This is a genomic window from Afifella pfennigii DSM 17143, from assembly GCF_000688515.1.
In the GTDB taxonomy this organism is placed as follows: Bacteria; Pseudomonadota; Alphaproteobacteria; order Rhizobiales; family Afifellaceae; genus Afifella; species Afifella pfennigii.
This window is the reverse complement of record NZ_JHZK01000011.1, coordinates 76,943-101,044: the sequence shown is the minus strand read 5'-3', so window position 1 is coordinate 101,044 and position 24,102 is coordinate 76,943. Positions and strand designations below refer to the sequence as shown.

18 protein-coding genes and 1 pseudogene are annotated in these 24,102 nt (G+C 67.4%); 13 read left to right on the top strand and 6 right to left on the bottom strand.

The features are described from left to right. Positions 1-322 (top strand): annotated as a pseudogene (locus tag Q331_RS21005) (IS5/IS1182 family transposase); the annotation flags it as partial. Between the two features lie 75 nt (positions 323-397). Here Q331_RS21005 and Q331_RS0110115 read toward each other — a convergent pair. From Q331_RS0110115 to mutS, 5 genes are all read right to left on the bottom strand, one after another. Further along, a complete protein-coding gene (locus Q331_RS0110115; protein ID WP_026380586.1) occupies positions 398-892 on the bottom strand; it encodes a universal stress protein in 495 nt (164 codons plus the stop codon). A 40-nt stretch (positions 893-932) separates the two neighbouring features. Then, positions 933-1,976, bottom strand: a complete 1,044-nt coding sequence (gene trpS / locus Q331_RS0110110) for a tryptophan--tRNA ligase (protein ID WP_026380585.1) — start codon at positions 1,974-1,976, stop codon at positions 933-935. A gap of 71 nt (positions 1,977-2,047) precedes the next feature. Further along, positions 2,048-3,622: a murein biosynthesis integral membrane protein MurJ gene (gene murJ / locus Q331_RS0110105; RefSeq protein WP_026380584.1), complete on the bottom strand. Its 1,575-nt coding sequence runs from the start codon at positions 3,620-3,622 to the stop codon at positions 2,048-2,050. Between the two features lie 46 nt (positions 3,623-3,668). Further along, a complete protein-coding gene (locus Q331_RS0110100; RefSeq protein ID WP_034491757.1) occupies positions 3,669-6,449 on the bottom strand; it encodes a [protein-PII] uridylyltransferase in 2,781 nt (926 codons plus the stop codon). A 30-nt stretch (positions 6,450-6,479) separates the two neighbouring features. Next, positions 6,480-9,125 carry a DNA mismatch repair protein MutS gene (gene mutS, locus Q331_RS0110095; protein ID WP_051630986.1) on the bottom strand — a complete coding sequence of 882 codons (2,646 nt, stop codon included), beginning with the start codon at positions 9,123-9,125 and terminating at the stop codon, positions 6,480-6,482. A 230-nt stretch (positions 9,126-9,355) separates the two neighbouring features. Here mutS and sppA point away from each other — a divergent pair, with 230 nt between their 5' ends. The 12 genes from sppA to pnp all read left to right on the top strand — a co-directional run bounded on the left by sppA (position 9,356) and on the right by pnp (position 21,946). Then, on the top strand, positions 9,356-10,318 hold the full coding sequence (sppA, locus tag Q331_RS0110090; protein WP_026380581.1) for a signal peptide peptidase SppA: 963 nt from the start codon (positions 9,356-9,358) through the stop codon (positions 10,316-10,318). A gap of 10 nt (positions 10,319-10,328) precedes the next feature. After that, positions 10,329-10,616 (top strand): integration host factor subunit beta, encoded by a 288-nt coding sequence (gene ihfB, locus Q331_RS0110085; RefSeq protein ID WP_026380580.1) that lies wholly within the window; start codon positions 10,329-10,331, stop codon positions 10,614-10,616. 4 nt (positions 10,617-10,620) lie between these two features. Beyond that, on the top strand, positions 10,621-10,968 hold the full coding sequence (locus tag Q331_RS0110080; protein WP_026380579.1) for a LapA family protein: 348 nt from the start codon (positions 10,621-10,623) through the stop codon (positions 10,966-10,968). A gap of 24 nt (positions 10,969-10,992) precedes the next feature. Then, complete coding sequence (gene lhpI, locus Q331_RS0110075) at positions 10,993-11,952, top strand: bifunctional Delta(1)-pyrroline-2-carboxylate/Delta(1)-piperideine-2-carboxylate reductase (RefSeq protein WP_026380578.1); 960 nt, start codon at positions 10,993-10,995, stop codon at positions 11,950-11,952. Between the two features lie 164 nt (positions 11,953-12,116). Then, complete coding sequence (gene rimP, locus Q331_RS21000; protein ID WP_051630982.1) at positions 12,117-12,683, top strand: ribosome maturation factor RimP; 567 nt, start codon at positions 12,117-12,119, stop codon at positions 12,681-12,683. 54 nt (positions 12,684-12,737) lie between these two features. Beyond that, positions 12,738-14,357, top strand: coding sequence for a transcription termination factor NusA (gene nusA / locus Q331_RS0110065; protein ID WP_026380577.1), 1,620 nt, complete (start codon positions 12,738-12,740; stop codon positions 14,355-14,357). Then, positions 14,354-15,052: an RNA-binding protein gene (locus Q331_RS20995; protein ID WP_281173902.1), complete on the top strand. Its 699-nt coding sequence runs from the start codon at positions 14,354-14,356 to the stop codon at positions 15,050-15,052. Before nusA ends, Q331_RS20995 begins: the two co-directional genes overlap by 4 nt. A gap of 13 nt (positions 15,053-15,065) precedes the next feature. Then, positions 15,066-17,666: a translation initiation factor IF-2 gene (gene infB / locus Q331_RS0110055; RefSeq protein WP_026380576.1), complete on the top strand. Its 2,601-nt coding sequence runs from the start codon at positions 15,066-15,068 to the stop codon at positions 17,664-17,666. 194 nt (positions 17,667-17,860) lie between these two features. After that, on the top strand, positions 17,861-18,271 hold the full coding sequence (gene rbfA, locus Q331_RS0110050; protein WP_026380575.1) for a 30S ribosome-binding factor RbfA: 411 nt from the start codon (positions 17,861-17,863) through the stop codon (positions 18,269-18,271). Position 18,272: 1 nt separating this feature from the next. Continuing rightward, the gene (gene truB, locus Q331_RS0110045) at positions 18,273-19,172 is read left to right on the top strand and encodes a tRNA pseudouridine(55) synthase TruB (protein WP_169738489.1); all 900 of its coding nucleotides are present in this window, start codon (positions 18,273-18,275) and stop codon (positions 19,170-19,172) included. Positions 19,173-19,369: 197 nt separating this feature from the next. Beyond that, a complete protein-coding gene (rpsO, locus tag Q331_RS0110040; RefSeq protein WP_026380573.1) occupies positions 19,370-19,639 on the top strand; it encodes a 30S ribosomal protein S15 in 270 nt (89 codons plus the stop codon). Positions 19,640-19,825: 186 nt separating this feature from the next. Beyond that, a complete protein-coding gene (pnp, locus tag Q331_RS0110035; RefSeq protein WP_026380572.1) occupies positions 19,826-21,946 on the top strand; it encodes a polyribonucleotide nucleotidyltransferase in 2,121 nt (706 codons plus the stop codon). 94 nt (positions 21,947-22,040) lie between these two features. Here the strand turns inward: pnp and Q331_RS23025 are convergent, their stop codons facing one another. Next, positions 22,041-24,032 carry a putative bifunctional diguanylate cyclase/phosphodiesterase gene (locus Q331_RS23025; RefSeq protein ID WP_051630978.1) on the bottom strand — a complete coding sequence of 664 codons (1,992 nt, stop codon included), beginning with the start codon at positions 24,030-24,032 and terminating at the stop codon, positions 22,041-22,043. Between the last annotated feature and the right edge of the window lie 70 nt (positions 24,033-24,102).

Genomic DNA, 24,102 nt, shown 5'->3' with positions numbered 1-24,102 from the left:
CAAGGGCTACCGCGGCCACGATGCGCCAAGGCCGCTCGGCGTCTTCCGCTCCGGGCAGAAGCGGGGCGTGTTCGGGGCCATCAAGAAGGAGCTCAGAAGACGATCCGCCATCGAGGCCGTTATCGGACACCTCAAGACCGACGGCCACATGGGCCGCAACTTCCTCAAGGGACGCCACGGCGACCACGCCAATGCCGTCCTCACCGCCGCCGGCTACAACTTCCGCCTCATCCTCCGCTGGCTGAGGCTTCTCTTGCGCCTCATCCTGGAGGCCTTTGCAAAAGCCATTGGCCCCAAAACCGCGCTCCAGACGGCTTCTTAACAGTCAACTCGGCAGATTCCCTCTTTGTTCTTACGAGAGGGAAAAGCTTAGAACAAAGCAAGTCCGCTCACGAGATCAGACGATCTCGTCCATCACCTCGTCGGAGAGCGTCTCCGGCACGATGGTGACGGGAATCGGAAAGGCTCCGGCGCCTTTCTGGGCGATCGAAGCCACCAGCGGCCCGGGGCCTTCGGCGCCGCCGCTGGCGGCGAGCACAAGGATGGCGACGTCCTCGTCCTCCTCGATCAGCTTGCGGACCTCCTCGGCGCGCTTGCCCTCGCGGATGACCAGCTCCGGCTCGATGGAGGATATCTCGCCCATGCGCGCGGCAAAGCGCGAGAGGATGTTCTCCGCCTCCTCCATCGCCTCGGCGCGCATCACCTCCTCCACGCCCAGCCAATGCTGGAAGTCGCTCGGCTCGATGACGAAGAGGAGAACCACCGCGCCATGGGTGCGCTCGGCGCGCTTGGCGGCGTAGCGCAGCGCGCGCACGCATTCGGGGGTGTCGTCGATCACCACCAGGAATTTGCGCTTATGCCCCTCGGCGCGGGCGCGTCTTGGCCGCATCATGGGCTCATGCTGCCATGTGCCTGGCTCGCCAGCAAGCGGGCTAGCGTTTCGGCCGCAGGAGACCCACGACGTCCTTCACCTCGTCCATGATCGGCGCGGCGATGGCGTTCGCCCGTTCGGCGCCGCGGGCAAGGAGCGCGTCGATCTCGGCCGGATCGGCCAAAAGGCGGCGCATCTCCGCAGCGATCGGCGACAGCCGCTCCACGGCAAGCTCGGCCAGCGCCGGCTTGAACTCGGCAAAGCCGCGTCCGCCATATTCGGCGAGAACGGCTTGCTTGGAGCTGCCTTTCAGCGCGGCGAAGATGCCGACGAGATTGTCGGCCTCCGGGCGGGCGGCGAGCCCCTCCACCTCGGAGGGCAGAGGCTCAGGATCGGTGCGCGCCTTGCGGAACTTCTGGGCGATGGCGTCGGCATCGTCGGTCATGTTGATGCGGGAAAAATCGGAAGCGTCCGACTTCGACATCTTCTTGGTGCCGTCGCGCAAGCTCATGACGCGCGTCGCCGGCCCGGTGATGAAGGGCTCGGGAAGCGGAAAGAAGGCCTCGCCATGGCCGTGGGCGGCGATGGAGCCGGCAAAGTCGTTGTTGAACTTGGCGGCAATGTCGCGCGCCAGCTCCAGATGCTGCTTCTGGTCCTCGCCCACCGGCACATGCGTGGCGCGGTAGACCAGAATGTCGGCGGCCATCAGGTTCGGATAGACGAAGAGCCCGGTGGAGGCGTTCTCGCGATCCTTGCCGGCCTTCTCCTTGAACTGCGTCATGCGGTTCAGCCAGCCCATGCGGGCGATGCAGTTGAACACCCAGGCAAGCTCGGCATGGGCGGGCACGGCCGACTGGTTGAAGATGACGGAGCGCTCCGGATCGACGCCGCCGGCGAGATAGGCGGCGGTCAGCTCGCGGATGTTGCGGGTCAGCTCCTCCGGCTCCTGCCAGACGGTGATGGCGTGCATGTCGACGACGCAATAGATGCAATCGTGCGTGTCCTGCATCTTCACCCAATTCACCATGGCGCCGAGATAGTTGCCCAGATGCAGGGAATGCGTCGGCTGCATGCCGGAGAAGACGCGCTCGGGGAAAGTGGTCATGACGGGATCCGGGGCGGGAATGGTGGCGGTGCCGGCGCGCCTTATGGCCAATCGCCGGCCAAGGCGCAAGGCTATGTGGTGGTGCCGGCCGGCTTGCGGCGCAGAAGCGCGCGCAGGTTATGAAGGTCGGCCGCGCCGATGACGTGGGCGAGGGCGAAGTAAAACAGCGCCCCGGCGCCGCAGAGCGCCAAAAGCACGGCGAAACGGACGAGCTCCGGCTCGCCGGGCGCCATGGCGGGGCCGAGCCAGAGGACCGCGGCATAAAGCAGCGCGCCGAGCAGGCAGGCGGCGAGAAGGATGCGCGGGGCGCGGCGCAGCACCACCGCATCGACCGTCCAATGGCCGCGCTTTCTCAAGGTGAAGAGGAGAAGGCAGATATTGGTCCAGCCGGCGAGCGCCTCGGCGGCGGCGATGCCGGCCTCGGCGAAGATTGGAAACAGCGTCAGCGCCATGGTGACGTTGACGGCAACGGCGATGGCGGAGAATTTCAGCGGCGTCTTGGTGTCCTCGCGGGCGAAATAGCCGGGGTTGAAGACCTTGACGAGGACGAAGGCCGGCAGGCCGAAGCCGAAGACGCGCAGGGCCCGCGCCGTCGCCTCGGCGGTCTCCGGCGAGAAGGCGCCGCGCTGAAACAAGACCGAAACCAGCGTCTCGGGAATGGCGATGAGCGCGGCGGCCGCCGGCAGGGTCAAAAACAGGGCGAATTCCAGCGCCCGGTTCTGCACATGCGTCGCCTCGCGCATACGCTCCGCCTTCAGGGCGCGCGAAAGCTCCGGCAAGAGCACGACGCCGATGGCGATGCCGACGACGCCGAGCGGCAGCTGGTAGAGCCTGTCGGCATATTGCAGGACGGAGATGGCGCCCGCCTTGGTGGAGGCGATGATCTGGCCGATGAAGAGGTTGATCTGGGTGATGCCGCCGGTCGCCGCGGCCGGGGCGGCGAGCCACAGAAGCCGCTTCACGCCGGGGGTGAGGCGCGGGCGGCGGAAGCGGGTGGTAAAGCCGATGGCGCGCGCGGCGAGCGCCACCATGCCGAGCTGCAGGAAACCGGCGACAAGCACCGACCAGGAAAGGATGCGCCCCACCCTCTCGCCCTCCAGGCCGAGCCAGAAGGTCGCGGCGAGCGCGGCGATGGTGGTGACGTTGAGAAGCACCGGGGCGAGCGCTGGAATAAAGAAGCGGCGATGGGCGTTGAGAACTCCCGTCACCATCGCCGTCAGCGACATCAAGATGAGATAGGGAAACATGATGCGGAAGAGATCGACCGTTAGGGCGAACTTCTCCGGATCGGCGCGAAAGCCCGGCGCGAGCACGGTGACGATGAGGGGCGTCGCCACCATGACAAGGCCCGTCAGCGCCAGCAGCGCCAGCAGCAGCACCGCCAACACGTCCTCGGCGAAGCGGCGGGCCGCTTCCTCCCCGTCGCCCTCCAGGCTGCGCGCATAAAGCGGCACGAAGGCGTAGTTGAAGGCGCCCTCGGCGAAGAGGCGGCGAAACAGATTGGGAAAGCGGAAGGCGGCGTAGAAGGCGTCGGCCACGGGCCCGGCGCCAAGGGCGGCGGCGATCATCACCTCGCGGGCAAAGCCCAGGACCCGGCTCGCCAGGGTGGCGCCGCCGACGGAGACGAACTTCTTCACAAGGCTCATGGCGTGGCCGTCTCACAAAGGCGGGGGGTTCGGCGAGGCCGGCCGCTCATGCCCGCGCCAGGGCCGGCTCGACCTCGCTTGGGCCGCCGATCGTTGCCAAAAGCTCGGCGCGGATGCGCCGGTGGCGCTCCTCGTCGGTGACCTTATGGCCGAGAAGATCGGTGACATAGAAGGTATCGACCGCACGCTCGCCAAAGGTGGCGATATGGGCCGAGGCAATGTCGAGATTGAGGTCGGCGATCACCCTGGCGAGGTCGTAGAGAAGGCCGATGCGGTCGAGGCAATTGACCTCGATGACGGTGAAGCGGTCGGACAGGGAATTGTCCACTTCCACCTCCGGCTCGATAAAGAAGGCGTCGCGCTTGGAGGGCCCCTCGCGCCGCTTGGCGAGCATGTCCGGCAGGCGCGCCTTGCCCTGCAGCGCTTCCTCGATGAGACGGGCGATGCGTTCGGCGCGCCTTGCCTCGTCGGCGTCGCTGTCGAAGGCCCGGCCGACGACGATGGTGTCGAGGGCGCGCCCGTCCGTGGTGGTGAAGATCTGCGCGTCGACGATGTTGGCGCCGGTGGCGGCGCAGGCGCCGGCCATCACCGACAAGAGCCGGGGATGGTCGGGGGCGAGGATGGAGATTTCCGTCACCGCCTCGAATTCGCGCACCTTCACCTCATGGGCGAAGCTGGCGCCGCGCTCGTGGGCGCGGCGCAGGAAGCGGGCGTGACGGATCTGATCCTCCAGCGCGGTGCGCAGCCAATAGGCGGGATAGTGCAGATCGAGTAGGGCCTCGCGCTCCTCCGGCGTCCAGTCCGGCAGATGCTCGGCCAGTTCCTGGCGCGCGCGGGCGATGCGCTCGCCCCGCGCCACCTTGGAATGGCCGCCGGTCAAAATGAGCTCCGTCTCGTGATAGAGGGCGCGCAGAAGCTGGCCCTTCCAGCCGTTCCACACGCCAGGCCCGACGGCGCGGATATCGCAGACGGTGAGGACGAGAAGCAGCTTCAGTCGGTCGACCGTCTGAACCACCTTGGCGAAGTCGAGAATGGTGCGCCGGTCGGCAAGGTCGCGCGACTGGGCGATGATCGACATGGTGAGATGCTCTTTCACCAGCCAGGCCACCGTCTCGGTCTGCTGCGCCGTCATGCCGAAACGCGGGCAAAGCCGCTTGGCGATGCGCGCCCCGGCGATCGAATGGTCCTCCGGCCGCCCCTTGGCGATGTCGTGCAGCAGCAGCGCCACATAGAGCACGGTCTTGTCGCGGAAGGCCGGCATCAACTCCGCGGAGACCGGATGCTCCTCCGCGAGGCGACCGGTATCGAGCGCCGCCAGCACGCCGATGGCGCGGATGAGATGCTCGTCGACCGTGTAATGGTGGTACATGTTGAACTGCATCATGGCGACGATGCGGCCGAAATCGGGGATGAAGCGGCCGAGAACGCCGGTCTCGTTCATCTGCCTGAGCACCACCTCGGTGTTGTCGCCGGCGCACAGGACCTTCAGGAAAAGCCGGTTCGCCTCCGCATCGTTCTGAAGCGTGCGGTCGACGAGCTTCAGCGACTTGGTGATGAGGCGCAGCGTATCGGGGTGAAAGGCGTGGCTGCCCTCCGCCGCGATGGAGAAGACGCGGATGAGGTTCACCGGATCGCGCTCGTAGACGTCGTCCGCCACCTGGTGCAGGCGGTTGTTCTCCACATAGAAGTCGTCGCTCGCCTCCGGCACGTGCCGGCGGGTGGTGAAGGAGCGGATGAGCCGATTGAGGCGCGCCTCCTTCTTCTGCTGGCGCTCTTCCAGGGCGGCGCAGACGATGCGCGTCAGATCGCCGACATTCTTGGCGACCCAGAAATAGTGCTTCATGAAGCGCTCGACGGCCTTCAGGCCGGGATGGCGCTGATAGCCGAGCTTGTGGGCGAGCTCCACCTGCAGGTCGAAGGTCAAGCGCTCCTCCGCCCGGCCGGTGAGGAAGTGGAGATGGCACCGCACCGCCCAAAGAAAGTCGTCGCAGCGGCGGAAGAGACGGTATTCGGCGCGGGTCAGAAGCCCCGCCTTCAGAAGCGCCTCGCCGCCGGAGCTGCTCTGATAGGCGTATTTGGCGATCCAATAGAGGGTCTGCAGGTCGCGCTGGCCGCCCTTGCCCTCCTTCACATGCGGCTCCACCAGATAGCGCGAGGCGCCGATGCGGGCGTGGCGGGAATCGCGCTCGGCGAGCTTGGCGGCGATGAATTGCGGCGCCGTGCCGGCCACCACCTCCTTGTCGAAACGCTCCTGGAACTCGGCGAAGAGATCGGCGTCGCCGCATAAAAAGCGCGCCTCCAGCATGGCGGTGCGCACGGTCATGTCCTGGCGCGACATGCGGATCGATTCATTGACCGTGCGGGTGCCGTGGCCGACCTTCACCCCCAGATCCCAGAGCGTGTAGAGGACGAATTCGGTGGTGCTCTCCGACCAGGGCGTCGCCTTGTAGGGAAACAGGAAGAGAAGGTCGATGTCGGAGCCGGGCGCGAGCGTGCCGCGGCCGTAGCCGCCGACGGCCGCCACGGCCAGGCGCTCGGCAAGGGAAGGGTTGCTCGCCCGATAGACCCGGCCGGCCAGGTCGAAGAGGGAGACGATGACGGCGTCGAAGAGGGCGCAAAGCCGCTCGGCGGCGCGCCGGCCCTTGCCGTCCTCCTCCAAATCGGCGCGCACCTGGGCCCGCCCGTCCTTCAACAGCTCCTTCAGCCCCGCCAGGAGGCGGGCGCGGGCCTTGCCGCCGCCCGGATCGGAATCGGCCGCCGCCTCGGCGAACAGCGCTTCCAGGCGTTCCCTATCGATCGGCAGATCGGCGTTGCGGTGGGGGGCCAAGGAGATCTCGCATCAGCGTTGCGGTTGCACTCACCTCTTGCCGGAACGGCGAAGGCGTTTCAATTCAAACAGCGCATCCAGCGCCTGGCGCGGGCTGAGCCCGTCCGGATCGAGGCCGTCGAGCAGGGCCAGCGCTTCCTCCTCCTCCTGCGGCGGGCGCGCGGGCCGCGCGGCGAAGAGCGGCAAGTCGCCGAGAAGCTCGGCCGGGCTCTTGCCGCGATCGGCCGCTTCCAGACGGTCCAGGACGGTGCGCGCGCGGGCGATCACCGGCGCCGGCAGGCCGGCGAGCTTGGCCACCTGGATGCCGTAGGAGCGGTCGGCGGCGCCCGGCACCACTTCGTGCAGGAAGATGACGTCGCCCTTGTATTCGCTGACCCGCATGGTGGCGTTGTGAAGGCGCGAAAGCTGACCGGAAAGCGCCGTCAGCTCGTGGTAATGGGTGGCGAAAAGGGTGCGGCAGCCATTGCGCTCATGCAAATGCTCCACCGTCGCCCAGGCGATGGAGAGCCCGTCGAAGGTCGCCGTGCCGCGGCCGATCTCGTCCAGAATGACGAGCGAGGCCGGCCCGGCCTGGTTGAGGATCGCCGCCGTCTCGATCATCTCCACCATGAAGGTGGAGCGGCCCCTGGCGAGATCGTCGGCGGCGCCGACACGCGAGAAGACGCCGTCGACGACGCCGATATGGGCGCGCTTGGCCGGCACGTAGGCGCCGGCCTGGGCGAGGATCGCAATGAGGGCGTTCTGGCGCAGAAAGGTCGACTTGCCGGCCATGTTCGGCCCGGTGACGAGCCAGATGCGACCCCTCTCCTCGCCGGGCTCGCCGAGCTTGCAGGCATTGCCGACGAAGCTCTGGCCGGCGGCGCGCAAGGCGTCCTCCACCACCGGATGGCGCCCGCCCTCGATGTCGAAGGCGAGCGAGGCGTCGACCTGCGGGCGCACATAGCCCTGCAGCGCGGCGAGCTCGGCAAAGCCCGCCGCCACGTCGAGGGCGGCGAGCGCCTCCGAGGCGATACGGATTTCTGCCACCGCCGCGCCGGCGGCGCGGCAGAGCTCGGCGAAGACCTCAAGCTCGATGGCAAGGGCGCGCTCGCCCGCCGAGGCGATGTCGCGCTCAAGCTCGCCGAGGCGAACGGTGGTGAAGCGCATGGCGCTCGCCATCGTCTGGCGGTGGATGAAACCCGACCCTTCGGCCTGCAGGGGCGCCGCCTGGGCGGCGCTCACCTCCACGAAATAGCCAAGAACGTTGTTGTGGCGGATCTTGAGGCCGCGCACGCCGCTCGCCTCGGCATATTCCTTCTGCAGGCCGGCGATGATGCGCCGGCTCTCGTCGCGCAATAGCCGCGCCTCGTCGAGATCGGCGCGAAAGCCGGCGCGCACGAAGCCGCCGTCGCGCTTGAGGAGCGGCGGCTCGTCCGACAGCGCGGCGTCGATCGCGTCGGCGAGCTCCAGGGGAGCGGCCGCCAGCGCCTCCAGGATGCCGGCGAGCTCCGCCGCCCCCCCGATCTCGGCCTTGGCAAGCGGCGCCCGCGCGGCCCCGGCCGCGCGCACCCCCGCCGACAGCGCCCCGAGATCGCGCGGCCCGCCGCGGTCGAGGGTAAGGCGGGTCAAGGCCCGCAGCATGTCCGGCGCCTCGGCCAGGATATGGCGAAGGCGTCGGCGAAGCGGTTCCGATTCCAGAAAGATGCCGACCGTCTCCAGGCGTTCGCCCACGGCATCCGGGTCGGTCAGCGGGCTCGCCAGCCGCTGGGCGAGAAGGCGCGAGCCGGCGGGCGTCACCGTGCGGTCGATGGCGAAAAGAAGCGAGCCCTTCCTGTCGCCCGACAGGGTGCGGAAAAGCTCCAGATTGGCGCGCGTCGCCGCATCGATGCGCATTGCCGCGCCCTCGCGCTCGCGCGCCAGCGGGGCGATCGGCGGGCGCGCCGCGATCTGGGTCTTCTCCACATAGCCGAGGATGGCGGCTGCGGCGGTCACCTCCGGCCGAGAGAAATCGCCGAGCCCCTCCAGCGCGGCAAGGCCGAAGGCGGAGGTCAGCCGCGTCTCGCCCGTCGCCGTCTCGAAGAAGGCGGCCGGCAGGGGCGAGAGCGTGGCGCCGACAAGGGACGCGGCGGCTTCGATCTCAGCGTCGCCGCAAAGCCGCTCGGCATGGATGATCTCGCTCGGCTCCAGGCGGGCCAAGAAGCGCTCCAGGCCGCCCGGCGGCACATGGGTGACGCGGAATTCGCCGGTGGAGATGTCGATCCAGGCAAGGGCATGGGCGGGCGCCTCGCCGTCGGAGGCGGGGATGCGGACGATGGCGGCGAGGAAATTGTTGCGCCTTGCATCGAGAAGCGTCTCCTCCGTCAGCGTGCCGGGCGTGACGAGACGCGTGACCTCGCGGCGCACCACGGCCTTGGAGCCGCGCTTTCTCGCCTCGGCCGGGTCTTCCGTCTGCTCGCAGACGGCGACGCGGAAGCCGGCGGCGATGAGCTTTTGCAGGTAATCGTCGGCGGCGTGGACAGGCACGCCCGCCATCGGGATATCCTCGCCGAAATGCTTGCCGCGCTTGGTCAGGGCGATGCCGAGACAGCGCGAGGCCTTTTCCGCATCGTCGAAGAAGAGCTCGTAGAAATCCCCCATACGGTAGAACAAGAGGCAGTCGGGATTGGCCGCCTTGATCTCGATATATTGCTCCATCATCGGGGTGGGCCGCTCGCCGCCGACTTTCGGCTGTGGCGGCTTGCTCTGCCGGCCGGCTCCGGCGGCGGCTTCGCTCGGCTCTTGAAAGGCAGCGTGGGACATCGGCGAAGTCTAGCGGCAGCGCCGGGGTGATGCCACAATAGCGCACTCCTCGCCCACGACATTCCTTGGGCCTTCGTCGCGCTTGCGGCTGGGGGCCCCGGCTGCTACCTCGCCAAAAGGAGGCGGCCATGGATGCTGAAGATCTCATCGAAAGGCGGCGATTGAGACGGCGCGCCAGCTTCTGGCGCGTGACCGCTTTTGTCGTCGCCATCGTCGCCATCATCGCCATCGTCGGCTCGGCGGGCTGGCTCGGCGGCAGCGGCGCCCAGGTGGCGCGCATTTCCGTCGACGGCTTCATCCCGACAAGGCCCGATGCGGTGGAGACGCTGAAGAAGGCGGCGCGCTCCAAATCGGTCAAGGCCATCATCGTTCGCATCGATTCCCCCGGCGGCGCGGCGACCGGCGGCGAGGCGCTCTACCGGGCCGTGCGCGAGGCGGCGGAGAAAAAGCCCGTCGTCGCCCTCATCGACGGGCTTGGAGCTTCCGCCGCCTATATGACCGCCATCGGCGCGGAGCATATTGTCGCGCGCGAGACCGCCATCACCGGCTCCATCGGCGTCATCTTCCAGTTCGCCACGCTTGAGGAGCTGCTGGGCAAGATCGGCATCGACTATGTGGAGGTCAAAAGCACGCCGCTCAAAGGCGAGCCGACGCCCTTCGAAGAGCCGAGCCCGGAGGCCATCGCCATGGTGCAGGGCGTCATCGACAGCTCCTACGACTGGTTCGTCGGCCTGGTGGCGGAACGGCGGGAGTTGCAGGCGGGGCAGGCCCGCTCGCTCGCCGACGGGCGAATCTTCACCGGCCGGCAGGCGGCCGATAACGGTCTCGTCGATGAAGTGGGCGATGAAGACACGGCGCGCGCCTGGCTTGAAAGCGCGCATTCCATATCCACCGACCTTCCGGCGAAAGATTGGAAGAAAAACAACTACGATTTTGGTGATTTCACTGCAGCAACCCTTGCCTTTCTTCTGCAAGCCTTCGGTGTCGACGAGCGCATTTCTTCAGTGCTTATCCAGATTCCGGAGCGCTTAGCAGTTGACGGCCTCGTTTCCGTTTGGCAGGGTGATTCGTCAATAAGATCAGATCGCTAGGGGGCCGGCGATGATCAAGTCGGAGCTCGTGCAAAAGCTTGCCGACCGCAATCCGCATCTTTACCAGCGGGATGTGGAAGCGATTGTGAACGCAATTCTGGAAGAGATCGTCAGCGCTCTATGCCGCGGAGATCGTGTAGAGCTGAGAGGTTTCGGGGCTTTTTCCGTCAAGAACCGGCCGGCCCGCACGGGGCGCAACCCCCGTACCGGCGAATCGGTCTCGGTGGCGGAGAAATACGTCCCCTTCTTCAAGACCGGTAAGGAAATGCGCATGCGACTGAACGGCGGAGGCGAGTAGGACGGTGGCGAAACTCGCGTGGCTTCTGAAATGGATCGTGCTGTTGCCGATCCTCGTCGTGGCGGCGCTTCTGGCCGTGGCCAATGACCAGATGGTGACGCTGCATCTCAATCCCTTCGATTCGACCGACGAGGTACTGAGCGTCGAGCTCGCCCTCTATCAGATCGGCTTCGCCGCCTTCGCGCTCGGGGCGATCGCCGGGGGCGTCGTCACCTGGAACGGCCAGCGCAAGCATCGGCGTCAGGCGCGCCGGCAGCGCAACGAAGCCGCCATGTGGCAGGCCCGCGCGAGACGGGCCGAGGATGCCGGGCAGGAGAATGCCGGGCTCCTGGCCGGTCCGGCTCATCACTGAGCCTTTCGGCCGAAGCCGAAACGCATGCGGATCATCCCCGCAAGCGACGTCGCGCAGGTCCTCACCTTTCCCGACCTCATCGAGACGCTGCGAACGGCCTTCCGCAGCGGCGCCGTGACGCCGCTGCGCCACCATCACGATATCGCCCTGCCGGACCAGGCGGATGCGACGCTCCTGCTGATGCCGGCCTGGAGCGACTTTGCCGCGCAAGGCCATTCGGAGCGCGGCTATGTCGGCGTGAAGATCGTCACCGTCTATCCCGGCAATGCGGAGCGCGGGCGCCCGGCGGTGGCCGGCGTCTACGTGCTCTTTTCCGGCAAGGGCGGCGAGCCGCTGGCGCTGATCGACGGCTCGGCCCTGACGCTGTGGCGCACCGCCGCCGCCTCCGGCCTCGCCACCGCCTATCTCGCCCGGCCCGACGCGCATCGCCTGCTGATGGTCGGCGCGGGGGCGCTGGCGCCCTATCTCATCGAGGCGCATGCCGCCATGCGGCCGATCGGCGAGGTGCTGATCTGGAACCGGCGGCCGGAAAAGGCGGCCAAGCTCGCCGAAAGGCTTCGTGGCCGGCGCTACCGCGTCAGCGCCACGCAGGATCTGGAAGCGGCGGTGCGCGGCGCCGACATCGTCTCCTGCGCGACGCTGGCAAGCGAGCCGCTGATCGACGGGGCGTGGCTGAAGGCCGGCGCCCATCTCGATCTCGTCGGCGCCTTCCGGCCGGATATGCGCGAGGCCAACGACGAGGCGATACGGCGGGCGCGGCTCTTCGTCGATACGCGGGCGGGCGCGACCAAGGAGGCGGGCGACATCGTGCAGCCGCTCGCAAGCGGGCTGATCGCGCCGGAGGACATCGCCGCCGACCTTTTCGAGCTCACCCGCGGGGAGCGCGCCGGGCGCCGCTTTTACGACCAGATCACCTTGTTCAAATCGGTCGGCACGGCGCTGGAGGATCTGGCGGCGGCGATCCTGGTTTTCGCCCGGGCCTGAAGAAGCGCGTCGCTCATCTTTGCCGGACAACGCAGGTGGCTTGAAAAGCTGCGGGCGAAAACGTATACCGCTAGCAACAAATTCTCGAATCCAACATCGAGAGTGGGTCCTCCGGGTCCCGCTCTTTTTTATTGCCGCAGGCGGGCCGCGCCCGCAGGAGTCCTATGGCCGAACCACAGGCGAATTGGAGCCCGGAGGGTGCCCCGCAGCGCCGGATCGTGCGCGAGAGCGGACTTGAGGCGCGCATCGCCCATATCGCCGGGCCGGTGGCGGAGGGCCTCGGCTACGAGCTCGTGCGGGTGAAGGTGACGGGCCAGAACGGCATGACCGTGCAGGTGATGGCCGAGCGGCCGGACGGCACGATGGGCATCGACGATTGCGAGGCGATCAGCCGCGATCTGTCGCCGGCGCTCGACGTCGCCGACCTCATCGGCCGGCCCTACCATCTGGAAGTCTCCTCGCCCGGCATCGACCGGCCGCTGACGCGGCCGAAGGATTTCGAGCTCTGGGCGGGGCACGAGGCCAAAATCGAGATGGAAGCGATGCAGGCGGGGCGCAAGCGCTTTCGCGGCATCCTTCTCGGCCTTGCCGACGGGCAAGCCGGTCTGCGCATTGCCGCGGAGGGCGGCAGCGAGGATGTCTGGCTGCCGCTCGCGGAGATGGCCGAGGCCAAGCTCGTGCTCACCGACGCCTTGATCGCCGCGGTGCAGGCCGAGCCACGGGACGCGTAACGGGTTTTCGATTGTGAACAGGCCCTTTTGGGGCCGCCAGAACGGAGCTGTCCGATGGCAGTCAGTGCAAACAGGCTCGAGCTTCTGCAGATCGCCGATGCGGTGGCGCGGGAGAAATCGATCGATCGGCAGATCGTCATCGCCGCCATGGAGGATGCGATCCAGAAGGCGGCGAAGTCGCGCTACGGCGCGGAGACCGATGTGCGCGCCGAAATCGATCCCAAGACCGGCGATATCCGCCTGCAGCGGCTGCTGGAGGTGGTGGAAACGCCTGAGGACTTCGCCACCCAGATCGCGGTGGAGGATGCGCGCGCGCGCAATCCGGCCGCCCAGGTCGGCGATTTCATCTCCGAGCCGCTGCCGCCGCTCGATTACGGGCGCGTCGCCGCCCAGTCGGCCAAGCAGGTGATCATGCAGAAGGTGCGCGACGCGGAGCGCGAGCGCCAGTACGAGGATTACAAGGACCGCATCGGCGAGATCGTCAACGGCACGGTCAAGCGCGTCGAATACGGCAATGTCGTCGCCGATCTCGGCCGCGCCGAGGCCATCATCCGCCGCGACGAACTCATTCCCCGCGAGACCTTCCGCTACGGCGACCGGGTGCGGGCCTATGTCTACGACGTCAGGCGCGAGCAGCGCGGGCCGCAGATCTTCCTGTCGCGCACGCATCCGCAGTTCATGGCCAAGCTCTTCACCATGGAAGTGCCGGAAATCTACGACGGCATCATCGAGATCAAGTCGGTCGCGCGCGATCCGGGCTCGCGCGCCAAGATCGCCGTCATCTCCAACGACAGCTCCATCGATCCGGTCGGCGCCTGCGTCGGCATGCGCGGCTCGCGCGTCCAGGCCGTGGTCGGCGAGCTGCAGGGCGAGCGCATCGACATCATCCCCTGGTCGCCGGATGCGGCGACCTTCATCGTCAACGCCCTGCAGCCGGCCGAGGTCAGCAAGGTCGTCCTCGACGAGGATGCGGAGCGCATCGAGGTGGTGGTGCCGGAGGACCAGCTGTCGCTCGCCATCGGCAGGCGCGGCCAGAATGTGCGCCTGGCCTCGCAGCTCACCGGCTGGGATATCGACATCCTCACCGAGGACGAGGAATCGGAGCGCCGCCAGAAGGAGTTCCAGGAGCGCTCCGAGCTCTTCCAGGAGGCGCTCGACGTCGACGAGATGATGTCCCAGCTCCTCGCCTCGGAAGGCTTCTCCAATGTGGAGGAAGTCGCCTTCGTGGATCTCGACGAGCTCGCCGCCATCGAGGGCTTCGACGAGGAGACCGCCGAGGAGTTGCAGACGCGGGCGCGCGAATACATGGAAGCGCTGGAGGCGGCGCAGGACGAGGAGCGCAAGGTGCTCGGCGTCGCCGACGAGCTGAAGGAGGTGCCGGGCGTTACCACGGCGATGCTGGTCGCCTTCGGCAAGAACGAGGTGAAGAGCGTTGAGGACCTTGCCTATTGCGCCGCCGACGATCTCGTCGGCTGGACGGAGCGCAAGAACGGCGAGACGCAGCGCTTTGAAGGCATCCTCGACGGCTTCGACCTGTCGCGCGAAGAGGCCGAGGAGATGGTGATGGCGGCCCGCCTCAAGGCCGGCATCGTCACCGAAGCGGATCTGGCGCCGCCGGAAGACGTCGAAGGTGAAGAGAGCGAGGAAAGCGAAGAGGAGAGCGCGACGACGTGAGCGCCCGGCAGCCGGACCTTGCAGAAAAGCATGCGGGACCCAAAATGGGGAGAACGCGTATTTGCGCCCTCTCCCGCAAGGTCCTGCCGGAAGACGAGCTCATCCGCTTCGTCGCCGGTCCGGACGGCATCCTGGTGGCGGATCTGAAGGCCCGCCTGCCGGGCCGCGGCATGTGGTTGGAGGGTCGGCGCTCCGTCATTGAGGAAGCTTCGCGCCGCAAAGTCTTCGAGCGGGCGCTGAAGTCCAAGGTCGCGGTGCCGGAGGATCTCGCGGAGAAGGTGGCGGAGCTCTTGAAGCGTCAGCTTCTCGGCCGGCTCGGACTTGCCGCCAGGGCGCGCCAGGCGGTATCGGGCTTCACCAAGGTCGAGGCGGCCTTGAAGAGCGGCGAGGCTTCCGCCCTCCTGCATGCGCGCGAAGCGGCAGAGGACGGCGTCGCCAAGCTGGCGGCGGCGGCGCGCAAGGGACAGTCGGGTGCGGGGGCGGGCGCCAAGAGAGCGCCGTTGCTTATGACCGGCTTTACCTCTGCGGAATTGGATTTGGCATTGGGGCGCTCACATGTGATACATGCTGCCGTGCTGCGCGGCGCGGCAAGCGAGAGCTTCCTCAGCGCGGCGCGGCGCAACCTCCGCTTCGATAACGGAAACCGGCGGCCGTCAGAGCACGAAACGAACGATGACATCGCCAGTGGGCGGTGAACTAGGAAGTGGCATGAGCGAGACGACAAGCAAAGGCGACAAGACCCTCCGTTCAGGTGGACGCAAGACGCTGTCTATCGGACGCGATACGGGCACGGTGCGCCAGAGCTTTTCCGGCGGACGTTCCAAATCGGTCGTGGTGGAGAAGAAGCGCCGCCGCGTGCTGACGCCGGGCGAGCGTGGTGACGGACATCAGGAGAGCGCCGCGCCGGCGCCCGCGCGGCCCGCCGCGCCGAGCCCAGCGCCGCACCAGCCGGCGCCGCCGAGACCACGCGCGGAGACACCTGCGCCTGCCGCCCCGAGCGGGCGCGGGCGCAGCGGCATGGTGTTGAAGACGCTGACCGAAGAGGAGCGCGGCGCCCGTATGCAGGCGCTCGCCGATGCCCGCGTACGTGAGGCGGAGGAGCGGCAGCGCGCCGAGGAGGATGCGCGCCGGCGCGCCGAAGAGGAAGAGCGGCTCGCCAAGGAGCGCGCCGAAGCGCAGCGCCGCAAGGAGGAAGAGGAGGCCCGCAAGGCCACCGAAGCCGAAACGCGCCGCCGCGCCGAGGAAGCCGCGCGCAAGCGGCTCGGCGAGGAGGAGAAGGCCGCCGGGCGCCCCGCGCCGCAGCAGCCCGCCGCCACCGGCACCACCGAAGAAGCGCCGAAGGAAATTCGCGCCGTCGTCCGGCCGAAACGGCCCGATGCGGCCAAGCCGGCCAAGAAGACCGCCGGCGGCGCCGAGCGCCGCCGCGGCCGCCTTACCGTGACCAACGCGCTGGAGGATGCCGACCGCGAGCGCTCGCTTGCCTCCATCCGCCGCAAGCGCGAGAAGGAAAAGCGCCAGCAATCCGGGTTCTCGCCCTCCGGAGAGAAGATCATCCGCGACGTCACCATTCCGGAGGCGATCTCCGTCCAGGAGCTCGCCAACCGCATGGCCGAGCGCGCCGTCGACGTCATCAGGCTTCTGATGAAGCAGGGCACGATGGTGAAGATCACCGACATCCTCGATGCCGATACGGCACAGCTGGTCGCCGAGGAGATGGGCCACAATGTGCGCCGCGTCGCCGCCTCCGACGTGGAGGAAGGCCTCTTCGGCGAGCCGGATGCGGACGAGGACATGCATCAGCGGCCGCCGGTCGTCACCATCATGGGCCATGTCGACCACGGCAAGACGTCGCTGCTCGACGCCATCCGCGAGGCCAATGTGGTCTCCGGCGAGGCCGGTGGCATCACCCAGCATATCGGCGCCTACCAGGTGGAGAAGAACGGCCAGAAGATCACCTTCATCGACACGCCGGGCCACGCGGCCTTCACCGCGATGCGCGCCCGCGGCGCCCAGGCGACCGACATCGTGATCCTGGTCGTCGCCGCCGATGACGGGGTGATGCCGCAGACCATCGAGGCCATCAACCACGCCCGTGCCGCCGAGGTGCCGATCATCGTTGCGATCAACAAGATCGACAAGCCGGAGGCCGACCCGAACCGGGTGAAGACCGAGCTGTTGCAGCACGAGGTGATCACCGAATCCATGTCCGGCGAGACGCTGGAGGTCGAGGTCTCGGCCTTGAAGCGGCAGAACCTCGACGGCCTTCTGGAGGCGGTGCTGCTGCAATCGGAACTGCTCGACCTGAAGGCCAACGCCGATCGCAGCGCCGAGGGCATCGTGATCGAGGCCGAGCTCGACAAGGGCCGCGGCCCGGTCGCCACCGTGCTCGTGCAGCGCGGCACGCTCAATGCCGGCGATATCCTCGTCGCCGGTTCCGAATGGGGACGCGCCCGCGCCCTCATCGACGATCACGGCGAGCAGGTGAAGGAGGCCGGTCCCTCCATGCCGGTGGAGGTGCTCGGCTTCCAGGGCACGCCTTCGGCCGGCGACCGCGTCGCCGTGGTGGAGAACGAGCAGCGGGCCCGCGAGATCAGCGAGTATCGCCAGCGCGTCAAGCGCGAGAAGCACGCCGCCCGCCAGACCGGCCAGCGCGGCTCGCTGGAGCAGATGATGAACCAGCTCCAGACCGAGGGCACGAGCAACGTGCCGCTGGTCATCAAGGGCGACGTGCAGGGATCGGTGGAAGCCATCGTCGGAGCCTTGGAGAAGATCTCCACCGAGGAGGTGCGCGCCAACATCATGCATGCCGGCGTCGGTGGCATCACCGAATCCGACATCACGCTGGCGGCCGCCTCCGGCGCCATGGTCATCGGCTTCAACGTGCGCGCCAACAAGCAGGCGCGCGAGGCCGCCGAGCGCGATGGCGTCGATATCCGCTACTACAACATCATCTACGACCTCACCGACGACGTGAAGGCGGCCATGTCCGGCCTCCTGTCGCCGGAGCGGCGCGAGACCTTCATCGGCAACGCCGAGATCCTGGAGGTGTTCAACATCACCAAGGTCGGCAAGGTCGCCGGCTGCCGCGTCACGGAGGGCAAGGTGGAGCGCGGGGCGGGCGTGCGCCTCATCCGCGACAATGTCGTGGTGCACGAGGGCAAGCTGTCGACGCTGAAGCGCTTCAAGGACGAGGTCCGCGAAGTGCCCGGCGGCCAGGAATGCGGCATGGCCTTCGAGAACTACCAGGATATGCGCGTCGGCGACGTCATCGAATGTTACCGCGTGGAGGAAGTGGCAAGGACGCTGTAGCCCGTCAACGCTGCAACAAGGTGGCCGCGCATGGACGGCAAGCTCCGCCGTCGACCTACGCGTCGCCGGACTTGATCCGGCGCTCCATTTGGCGAAAACCGCAGCAGGGACGGACCGTTCCGGCATGGATGGCAGGGTGAAGCCCCGCCATGACCACCATCCCTAGCGTTATCCCACACAGATAGCCGACGACGATGTCCCGTTTCGACGCTTCCCGTTCCGGTCAGCCCTCGCAGCGCCAGCTGCGCGTCGGCGAGCTCGTGCGCCACGCGCTCGCGGAGACCCTGCAGCGCGGCGAGGTCAGCGACCCCGTTCTCGACGGCGTCATCGTGACGATCGCCGAGGTGAGGATGTCCGCCGACCTGAAGCATGCCACCGCCATGGTGCATCCGCTTGGCATTGAGGACGGCGAAGGCGTGGTCGAGGCGCTCAACCGGAACGCGCGTTTTCTGCGCGGCAGGATCACCCCGGCGCTAAAGCAGATGCGCTCCATGCCGGATCTAAAATTCCGGCTCGACACCCGCTTTGAGGACGATGCCAGGATCGACGCGCTCCTGCATTCGCCGGAAGTGGCGCGCGACCTCAAACACGACGACGAGGACTGACATGGCGCGGCGGCGGGGCAAGGGACGCGACATCGACGGCTGGCTCGTTCTCGACAAGCCCGTCGGCATGACTTCGACGGAGGCCGTGGCGCGGGTGAAGCGGGCACTCGATGCGCGCAAGGCCGGCCATGCCGGCACGCTCGACCCGCTCGCCTCAGGCTGTTTGCCGATCGCGCTCGGCGAGGCGACCAAGACCGTCTCCTTCGTCATGGACGGGCGCAAGGTCTACGAATTCACGGTCGCCTGGGGCGCCCAGACGGAAACGGACGACCGCGAGGGCGAGGTCATCGCCAGCGCCGCGCACCGCCCCTCCGCCGACGACATCCGCGCCGTCCTGCCCGACTTCACCGGCACGCAGTCGCAGGTTCCCCCGCGCTATTCGGCGGTGAAGATCGCCGGCGAGCGCGCCTACGACCTTGCCCGCGAGGGCGAGACGGTGACGCTGGAGCCGCGCCAGATCGTGGTGCACCGGCTCGACCTTATCGCCTGTCCGGACGCCGACCACGCAGTCTTCCACGCCGAATGCGGCAAGGGCACCTATGTGCGCGCGCTGGCCCGCGACATGGCGATCGCGCTCGGCACGCTCGCCCATGTGGCCGCGCTGCGCCGCCTCGTCGTCGGCCCCTTCGGCGAAGAGGAGATGGTGCCGCTTTCGGCGATGGAAGGTTCAGAGGCGCCGCAGACGCTGCTCCTGCCGGTGGAGGCGGGGCTCGCCGATCTGCCGGCGCTCAGAATAGACAGCCAGGCGGCAACGCGGCTGCGCCAGGGCCAGCCGGCCTTTCTGCGCGGCGCCGGCGCGCCGGCGGGCGGCAGCGCCTACGCCGTCTCGGAGGGCCGCCTGGTGGCGCTCGTCGATATTCAGCGCGGGGAGATGAATCCGCGCCGCGTCTTCAAGCTTTGAGCCTCTGCCCTTTGGCGACAGCAAGACTGCACTTTAAAAAAGCCGCAATTGCCCGTATATGGGCGCCACCGGCGGCGCCCCCCGTGAGCCGAGCCTGAAAGCTTGCAGGCTGACGCGGAAGAAGGGCGGTTGAGCCGAATGCGGCCTTGGCTGGACGACATCCCGGCCAGAGGCATCACCCAAAGAAAGGAACGACGATGTCGATCACACCCGATCGCAAGCAGGAACTCATCAACGACTACGCCGTGAAGAAGGGCGACACCGGCTCGCCCGAAGTGCAGGTGGCGATCCTCTCGGAGCGCATCTCCAACCTGACGGAGCACTTCAAGTCCCACGCCAAGGACAACCATTCCCGGCGGGGCCTTCTGAAGCTCGTCTCGCAGAGGCGGCGGCTCCTCGATTACCTGAAGCGCAAGGACCAAGAGCGCTACCAGACGCTGATTTCCCGTCTGGGCCTGCGCCGATAGGTGCATTTTGCGGGCAGCGCACGGCAGGAGCCGGCGCTGCCTTTTGACATTAAGGCTTGAACGGCCATGGCAGGATCGCCGGGTGGTCGCGGCGCACAGCCCGATCCGGCGCCGTCCGCGACCATCCCGCCATCTTGCGCATGGTCCTTCTCGCCTTGCACATCCGACAAGGAAAGGCAGAACGGAATGTTCGATCATCAAACCGTAGAGATTGAATGGGGCGGGCGCACGCTGCGTCTGGAAACCGGCAAGATGGCCCGCCAGGCCGATGGCGCCGTCTTCGCCACCTATGGCGAGACCTCGGTGCTGGCCACCGTCGTCTCCGAAAGGGAGCCCAAGCCCGGCTTCGACTTCTTCCCGCTGACGGTGAACTACCAGGAGAAATACTACGCCGCGGGACGCATCCCCGGCGGCTTCTTCAAGCGCGAGGGCCGTCCCACCGAGAAGGAGACCCTGACCTCGCGCCTCATCGACCGGCCGATCCGCCCGCTCTTTGCGCCGGGCTACAAGAACGACACCCAGGTGATCGCCACGGTCCTGTCGCACGACCTTGAGAACGATCCCGACATCGTCGCCATGATCGCCGCCTCCGCGGCGCTCACCCTGTCCGGCGTTCCCTTCATGGGCCCGATCGGCGGGGCGCGGGTCGGCTACATCAACGGCAATTACGTCCTCAACCCGACCGTCGACGAGGTGAAGGAATCGCGCCTCGATCTCGTCGTCGCCGGCACGGCCGACGCGGTGCTGATGGTGGAATCGGAGGCCGAGGAGCTGCCGGAAGACGTCATGCTCGGCGCCGTCATGTTCGGCCATAAGGGCTTCCAGCCGGTGATCGACGCCATCGTCCAGCTCGCCGAGCGCGCCGCCAAGGCGCCGCGCGCCCATGAGGTGGAGGATCGCAGCGCCCTCCTCGACAAGGTGAAGAGCCTCGTCGCGGACGAGCTGAAGGCGGCCTATCTCGTCGCCGACAAGGGCGAGCGCCGCAACGCCGTCGACGCGGCCAAGGCCAAGGCGGTCGAGGCGCTTGTCGACGAGACCAATCCGGAAAGCCCGAGCAAGCAGGTCGTCGGCGACCTCTTCAAGGCGCTGGAGAGCGAGATCGTGCGCGGACGCATCCTGGAGGAAGGCGTGCGCATCGACGGGCGCGACCTGAAGACGGTGCGCCCGATCGTGTCGGAAGTCGGCATCCTGCCGCGCACGCATGGCTCGGCGCTGTTCACCCGCGGCGAGACGCAGGCGCTGGTCGTCGCCACGCTCGGCACCGGCGAGGACGAGCAGATGATCGACAGCCTGGAAGGCACCTACAAGGAAGCCTTCATGCTGCACTACAATTTCCCGCCCTTCTCCGTCGGCGAGACCGGCCGCATCGGCTCTCCCGGCCGGCGCGAGGTCGGACACGGCAAGCTCGCCTGGCGCGCCATCCATCCGATGCTGCCGCCGGTGCACGAATTTCCCTATACCTTCCGCGTCGTCTCCGAGATCACCGAATCCAACGGCTCCTCCTCCATGGCCACGGTCTGCGGCACCTCGCTGGCGCTGATGGATGCCGGCGTGCCGCTGAAGGAGCCGGTCGCGGGCATCGCCATGGGCCTCATCAAGGAAGACGAGCGCTTCGCGGTCCTCTCCGACATCCTCGGCGATGAGGACCATCTCGGCGATATGGACTTCAAGGTGGCCGGCACCATCAACGGCATCACCTCGCTGCAGATGGACATCAAGATCCAGGGCATCACCGAGGAGATCATGCAGGTGGCGCTCGGCCAGGCGAAGGACGGGCGGCTGCACATTCTCTCCGAGATGGGCAAGGCGCTCGGCGAGGCCCGCCCGGAGCTCGGCGAGTACGCGCCCAGGATCGAGACCCTGTCCATCCCGGTCGACAAGATCCGCGAGGTCATCGGCTCGGGCGGCAAGGTCATCCGCGAGATCGTGGAGAAGACCGGCGCCAAGGTCGACATCTCCGACGACGGCACGGTCAAGGTCGCCTCGCCCAACGGCGAATCCATCCGCTCCGCCATCAAATGGATCCGCTCCATCACCGACGATCCGGAAGTCGGCGAGATCTACAAGGGCACGGTCGTCAAGGTCGTCGATTTCGGCGCCTTCGTGAACTTCTTCGGCTCCAAGGACGGGCTGGTGCATATCTCGCAGCTCTCCAGCGGCCGGCCGGCGAAGGTCACCGACGTGGTCAAGGAAGGCGACGAGGTCTACGTCAAGCTGATGGGCTTCGACGAGCGCGGCAAGGTGCGCCTGTCCATGAAGGTGGTCAATCAGGAGACGGGCGAGCCCCAGGAGATCGAGGCCGCCTGAGCCGAAGGCCAGCGCGAACAAGAAGGGCGCCCTCAGAGGCGCCCTTTTTTCTGCCTTCCGTTTCGCCGCTTGCCGGCGCGCGTTGCCGGCCGCTTCAGGCGCTGGCGGCGAGGCGGATCTGCGGCTTGGCCTTGTCGTCGGCGGTGGCGCCCTTGTCGCCGGGCTCGGCCATGGCGGCGCGCGCCTTCTGCGCCGCGTGGCGGGCGGCCTCCTCGATCACCGCTTCCAGGGTGATGGGATGGCCGAAATAGTATCCCTGGCCGAGCTGACAGCCGCACTGGGCCAGCATGTGCTTGTGCTCGCGCGTCTCCACCCCCTCGCCGACCACGACCATGCCGAGCGAGCGGCCGAGATTGCAGATGGCGCCGACCACCGCGCGCACCTTGTCCGGGTCGTCGATACGGGCGAGGAAGGTGCGGTCGAGCTTGATCTTGTCGAAGGGATAGCGCGAGACGAGACCGAGGCTGGAGGTGCCGACGCCGAAATTGTCGAGAACCACGGAGACCCCGGCCCGGCGCAACCCCTCCAGACGGGTGAAGGCCGCCTTTTCACCGCGGCCGAGAATGCTCTCGTTGACCTCCACTTCGAGCCTTTCCGGCGCCACATCGGCGCTGGCCAGGGCTTCGATGATGTAGGTGTCGGTGCCGTCGCGCTGCAGCTGGGCCGCCGACAGGTTGATAGCGATGCGCGCTTGCGAGGGCAGCACCGTTAGGTCGCGCGCCACCTGGCGGACCACCCATTCGCCCATCGGGATGATGAGGCCGGTCTCCTCCGCCACGGACAGGAACATGGAAGTCGGCACGAGATCCTTGCTCGGCAGCTTCCAGCGCAGAAGCGCCTCGTAGCAGACCACCTCGCCCGACTTCAGATCGTATTGCGGCTGGTAGAGGAGCGTGAAGAGTTCGTTCTGGATGGCATAGCGCAGCCCGTCCTCCAGCGTCTCGCGCGAGCGCTGATCCTCCGCCATCTTCGGATCGAAGAAGCGCCAGGTCCGCCGGCCGCCGCCCTTGGCGCGGTAGAGGGCGAAGTCGGCGTTGCGGATGAGGGTCTTGACGTCCTCGCCATTGTCGGGACCGACGGTCACCCCGATGGAGCAGCCGATCTGGATTTCCTGGCCGTCGATGCGGAAGGGCTGCTCGATCAGGCGTATCATGCGCTCAGCGAGCGAGCGCAGCGCCCCCACCTCCTGCACCACCGGCACGATGACGGCGAACTCGTCGCCAGCCAGGCGGCATAGGAGATCTTCCTCGCGCAGCGAGTTCTTCAGCCGCTCGGCGGTGGCGCGCAGGAGATTGTCGCCGACCGGATGGCCGAGCGTGTCGTTGACGGCCTTGAAGCCGTCGAGGTCGAGAATGAGAAGGCCGGTCTTGTGCTCCAGGCGCTCCGCCGCGTCCAGCGCCTCAGCGAGCTTCTGCTCGAAATGCTTGCGGTTGGCGAGCCCGGTCAGCTCGTCATGCATGGCGAGATAGACCAGATCCTGCTTCTCGCGCTGCATCTGTCGGGTGCGATAGGTGAAGCCCGCCATGAAGGAGAAGAAGGTCACGACGGCGATGCCGGAGAGATAGACGAGCTCGCGCTTGAAGGTGGTGGACAAGGCGGCCGCCTCGAGCGCCTGGTCGAAGCGAACGGCGATCTGCTGCTCCGAAACGGCCGGGAAGACCACCCAGGTCGCCATGGCGGGGACGAAGAGGGAGGAACGGTCGACGAGGACGGTGCTGCGCTGGTTGCCCGAGGCCTGAGCGAGAACCTCGCCAAGCGCCGGCCGCAGCTCGGTCTCCGTGGCAACCGGCTTGCCGTAGAGGGTGGCGAGCGAGCCGTCCGCCCTGACCACCGCCAGGGTGTCGATGGCGAAGGATTTCAGACGGTTCTCGTTCAGCGCGGGAGAGTTGCCGGCAAGGAGCCCGGCGATGCCCGCCTCGCTATGACGGACATTCTCGTACCAGGCCATGGCGATGAGATCGCCCTCCTTCTTCAGGACGGAGCGGATCTGCAAATGGCCAAGAAAGAAAATCCATATGACGAGGCCGACGGCTATGAAAACGGCAGTAAGGCTAGCGAACCCAAAGCGCCTGCCGACATGCTGCACGTGCTTGCCCTTCCATCTCTCGGCGCACCGCCCTATCCGACCCGGACCTTAGGGGGGTCGGCTTAGGGAA

Excerpts from the sequence above, each read along its gene's own strand:
- lhpI (WP_026380578.1), top strand. The coding sequence starts at position 10,993 with ATGCGGATCATCCCCGCAAGCGACGTCGCGCAGGTCCTCACCTTTCCC.
- nusA (WP_026380577.1), top strand. The coding sequence starts at position 12,738 with ATGGCAGTCAGTGCAAACAGGCTCGAGCTTCTGCAGATCGCCGATGCG.
- infB (WP_026380576.1), top strand. The coding sequence starts at position 15,066 with ATGAGCGAGACGACAAGCAAAGGCGACAAGACCCTCCGTTCAGGTGGA.
- rbfA (WP_026380575.1), top strand. The coding sequence starts at position 17,861 with ATGTCCCGTTTCGACGCTTCCCGTTCCGGTCAGCCCTCGCAGCGCCAG.
- murJ (WP_026380584.1), bottom strand. The coding sequence starts at position 3,622 with ATGAGCCTTGTGAAGAAGTTCGTCTCCGTCGGCGGCGCCACCCTGGCG.
- rpsO (WP_026380573.1), top strand. The coding sequence starts at position 19,370 with ATGTCGATCACACCCGATCGCAAGCAGGAACTCATCAACGACTACGCC.
- sppA (WP_026380581.1), top strand. The coding sequence starts at position 9,356 with ATGGATGCTGAAGATCTCATCGAAAGGCGGCGATTGAGACGGCGCGCC.
- rimP (WP_051630982.1), top strand. The coding sequence starts at position 12,117 with ATGGCCGAACCACAGGCGAATTGGAGCCCGGAGGGTGCCCCGCAGCGC.
- mutS (WP_051630986.1), bottom strand. The coding sequence starts at position 9,125 with ATGATGGAGCAATATATCGAGATCAAGGCGGCCAATCCCGACTGCCTC.
- pnp (WP_026380572.1), top strand. The coding sequence starts at position 19,826 with ATGTTCGATCATCAAACCGTAGAGATTGAATGGGGCGGGCGCACGCTG.
- ihfB (WP_026380580.1), top strand. The coding sequence starts at position 10,329 with ATGATCAAGTCGGAGCTCGTGCAAAAGCTTGCCGACCGCAATCCGCAT.
- Q331_RS0110115 (WP_026380586.1), bottom strand. The coding sequence starts at position 892 with ATGATGCGGCCAAGACGCGCCCGCGCCGAGGGGCATAAGCGCAAATTC.
- trpS (WP_026380585.1), bottom strand. The coding sequence starts at position 1,976 with ATGACCACTTTCCCCGAGCGCGTCTTCTCCGGCATGCAGCCGACGCAT.
- truB (WP_169738489.1), top strand. The coding sequence starts at position 18,273 with ATGGCGCGGCGGCGGGGCAAGGGACGCGACATCGACGGCTGGCTCGTT.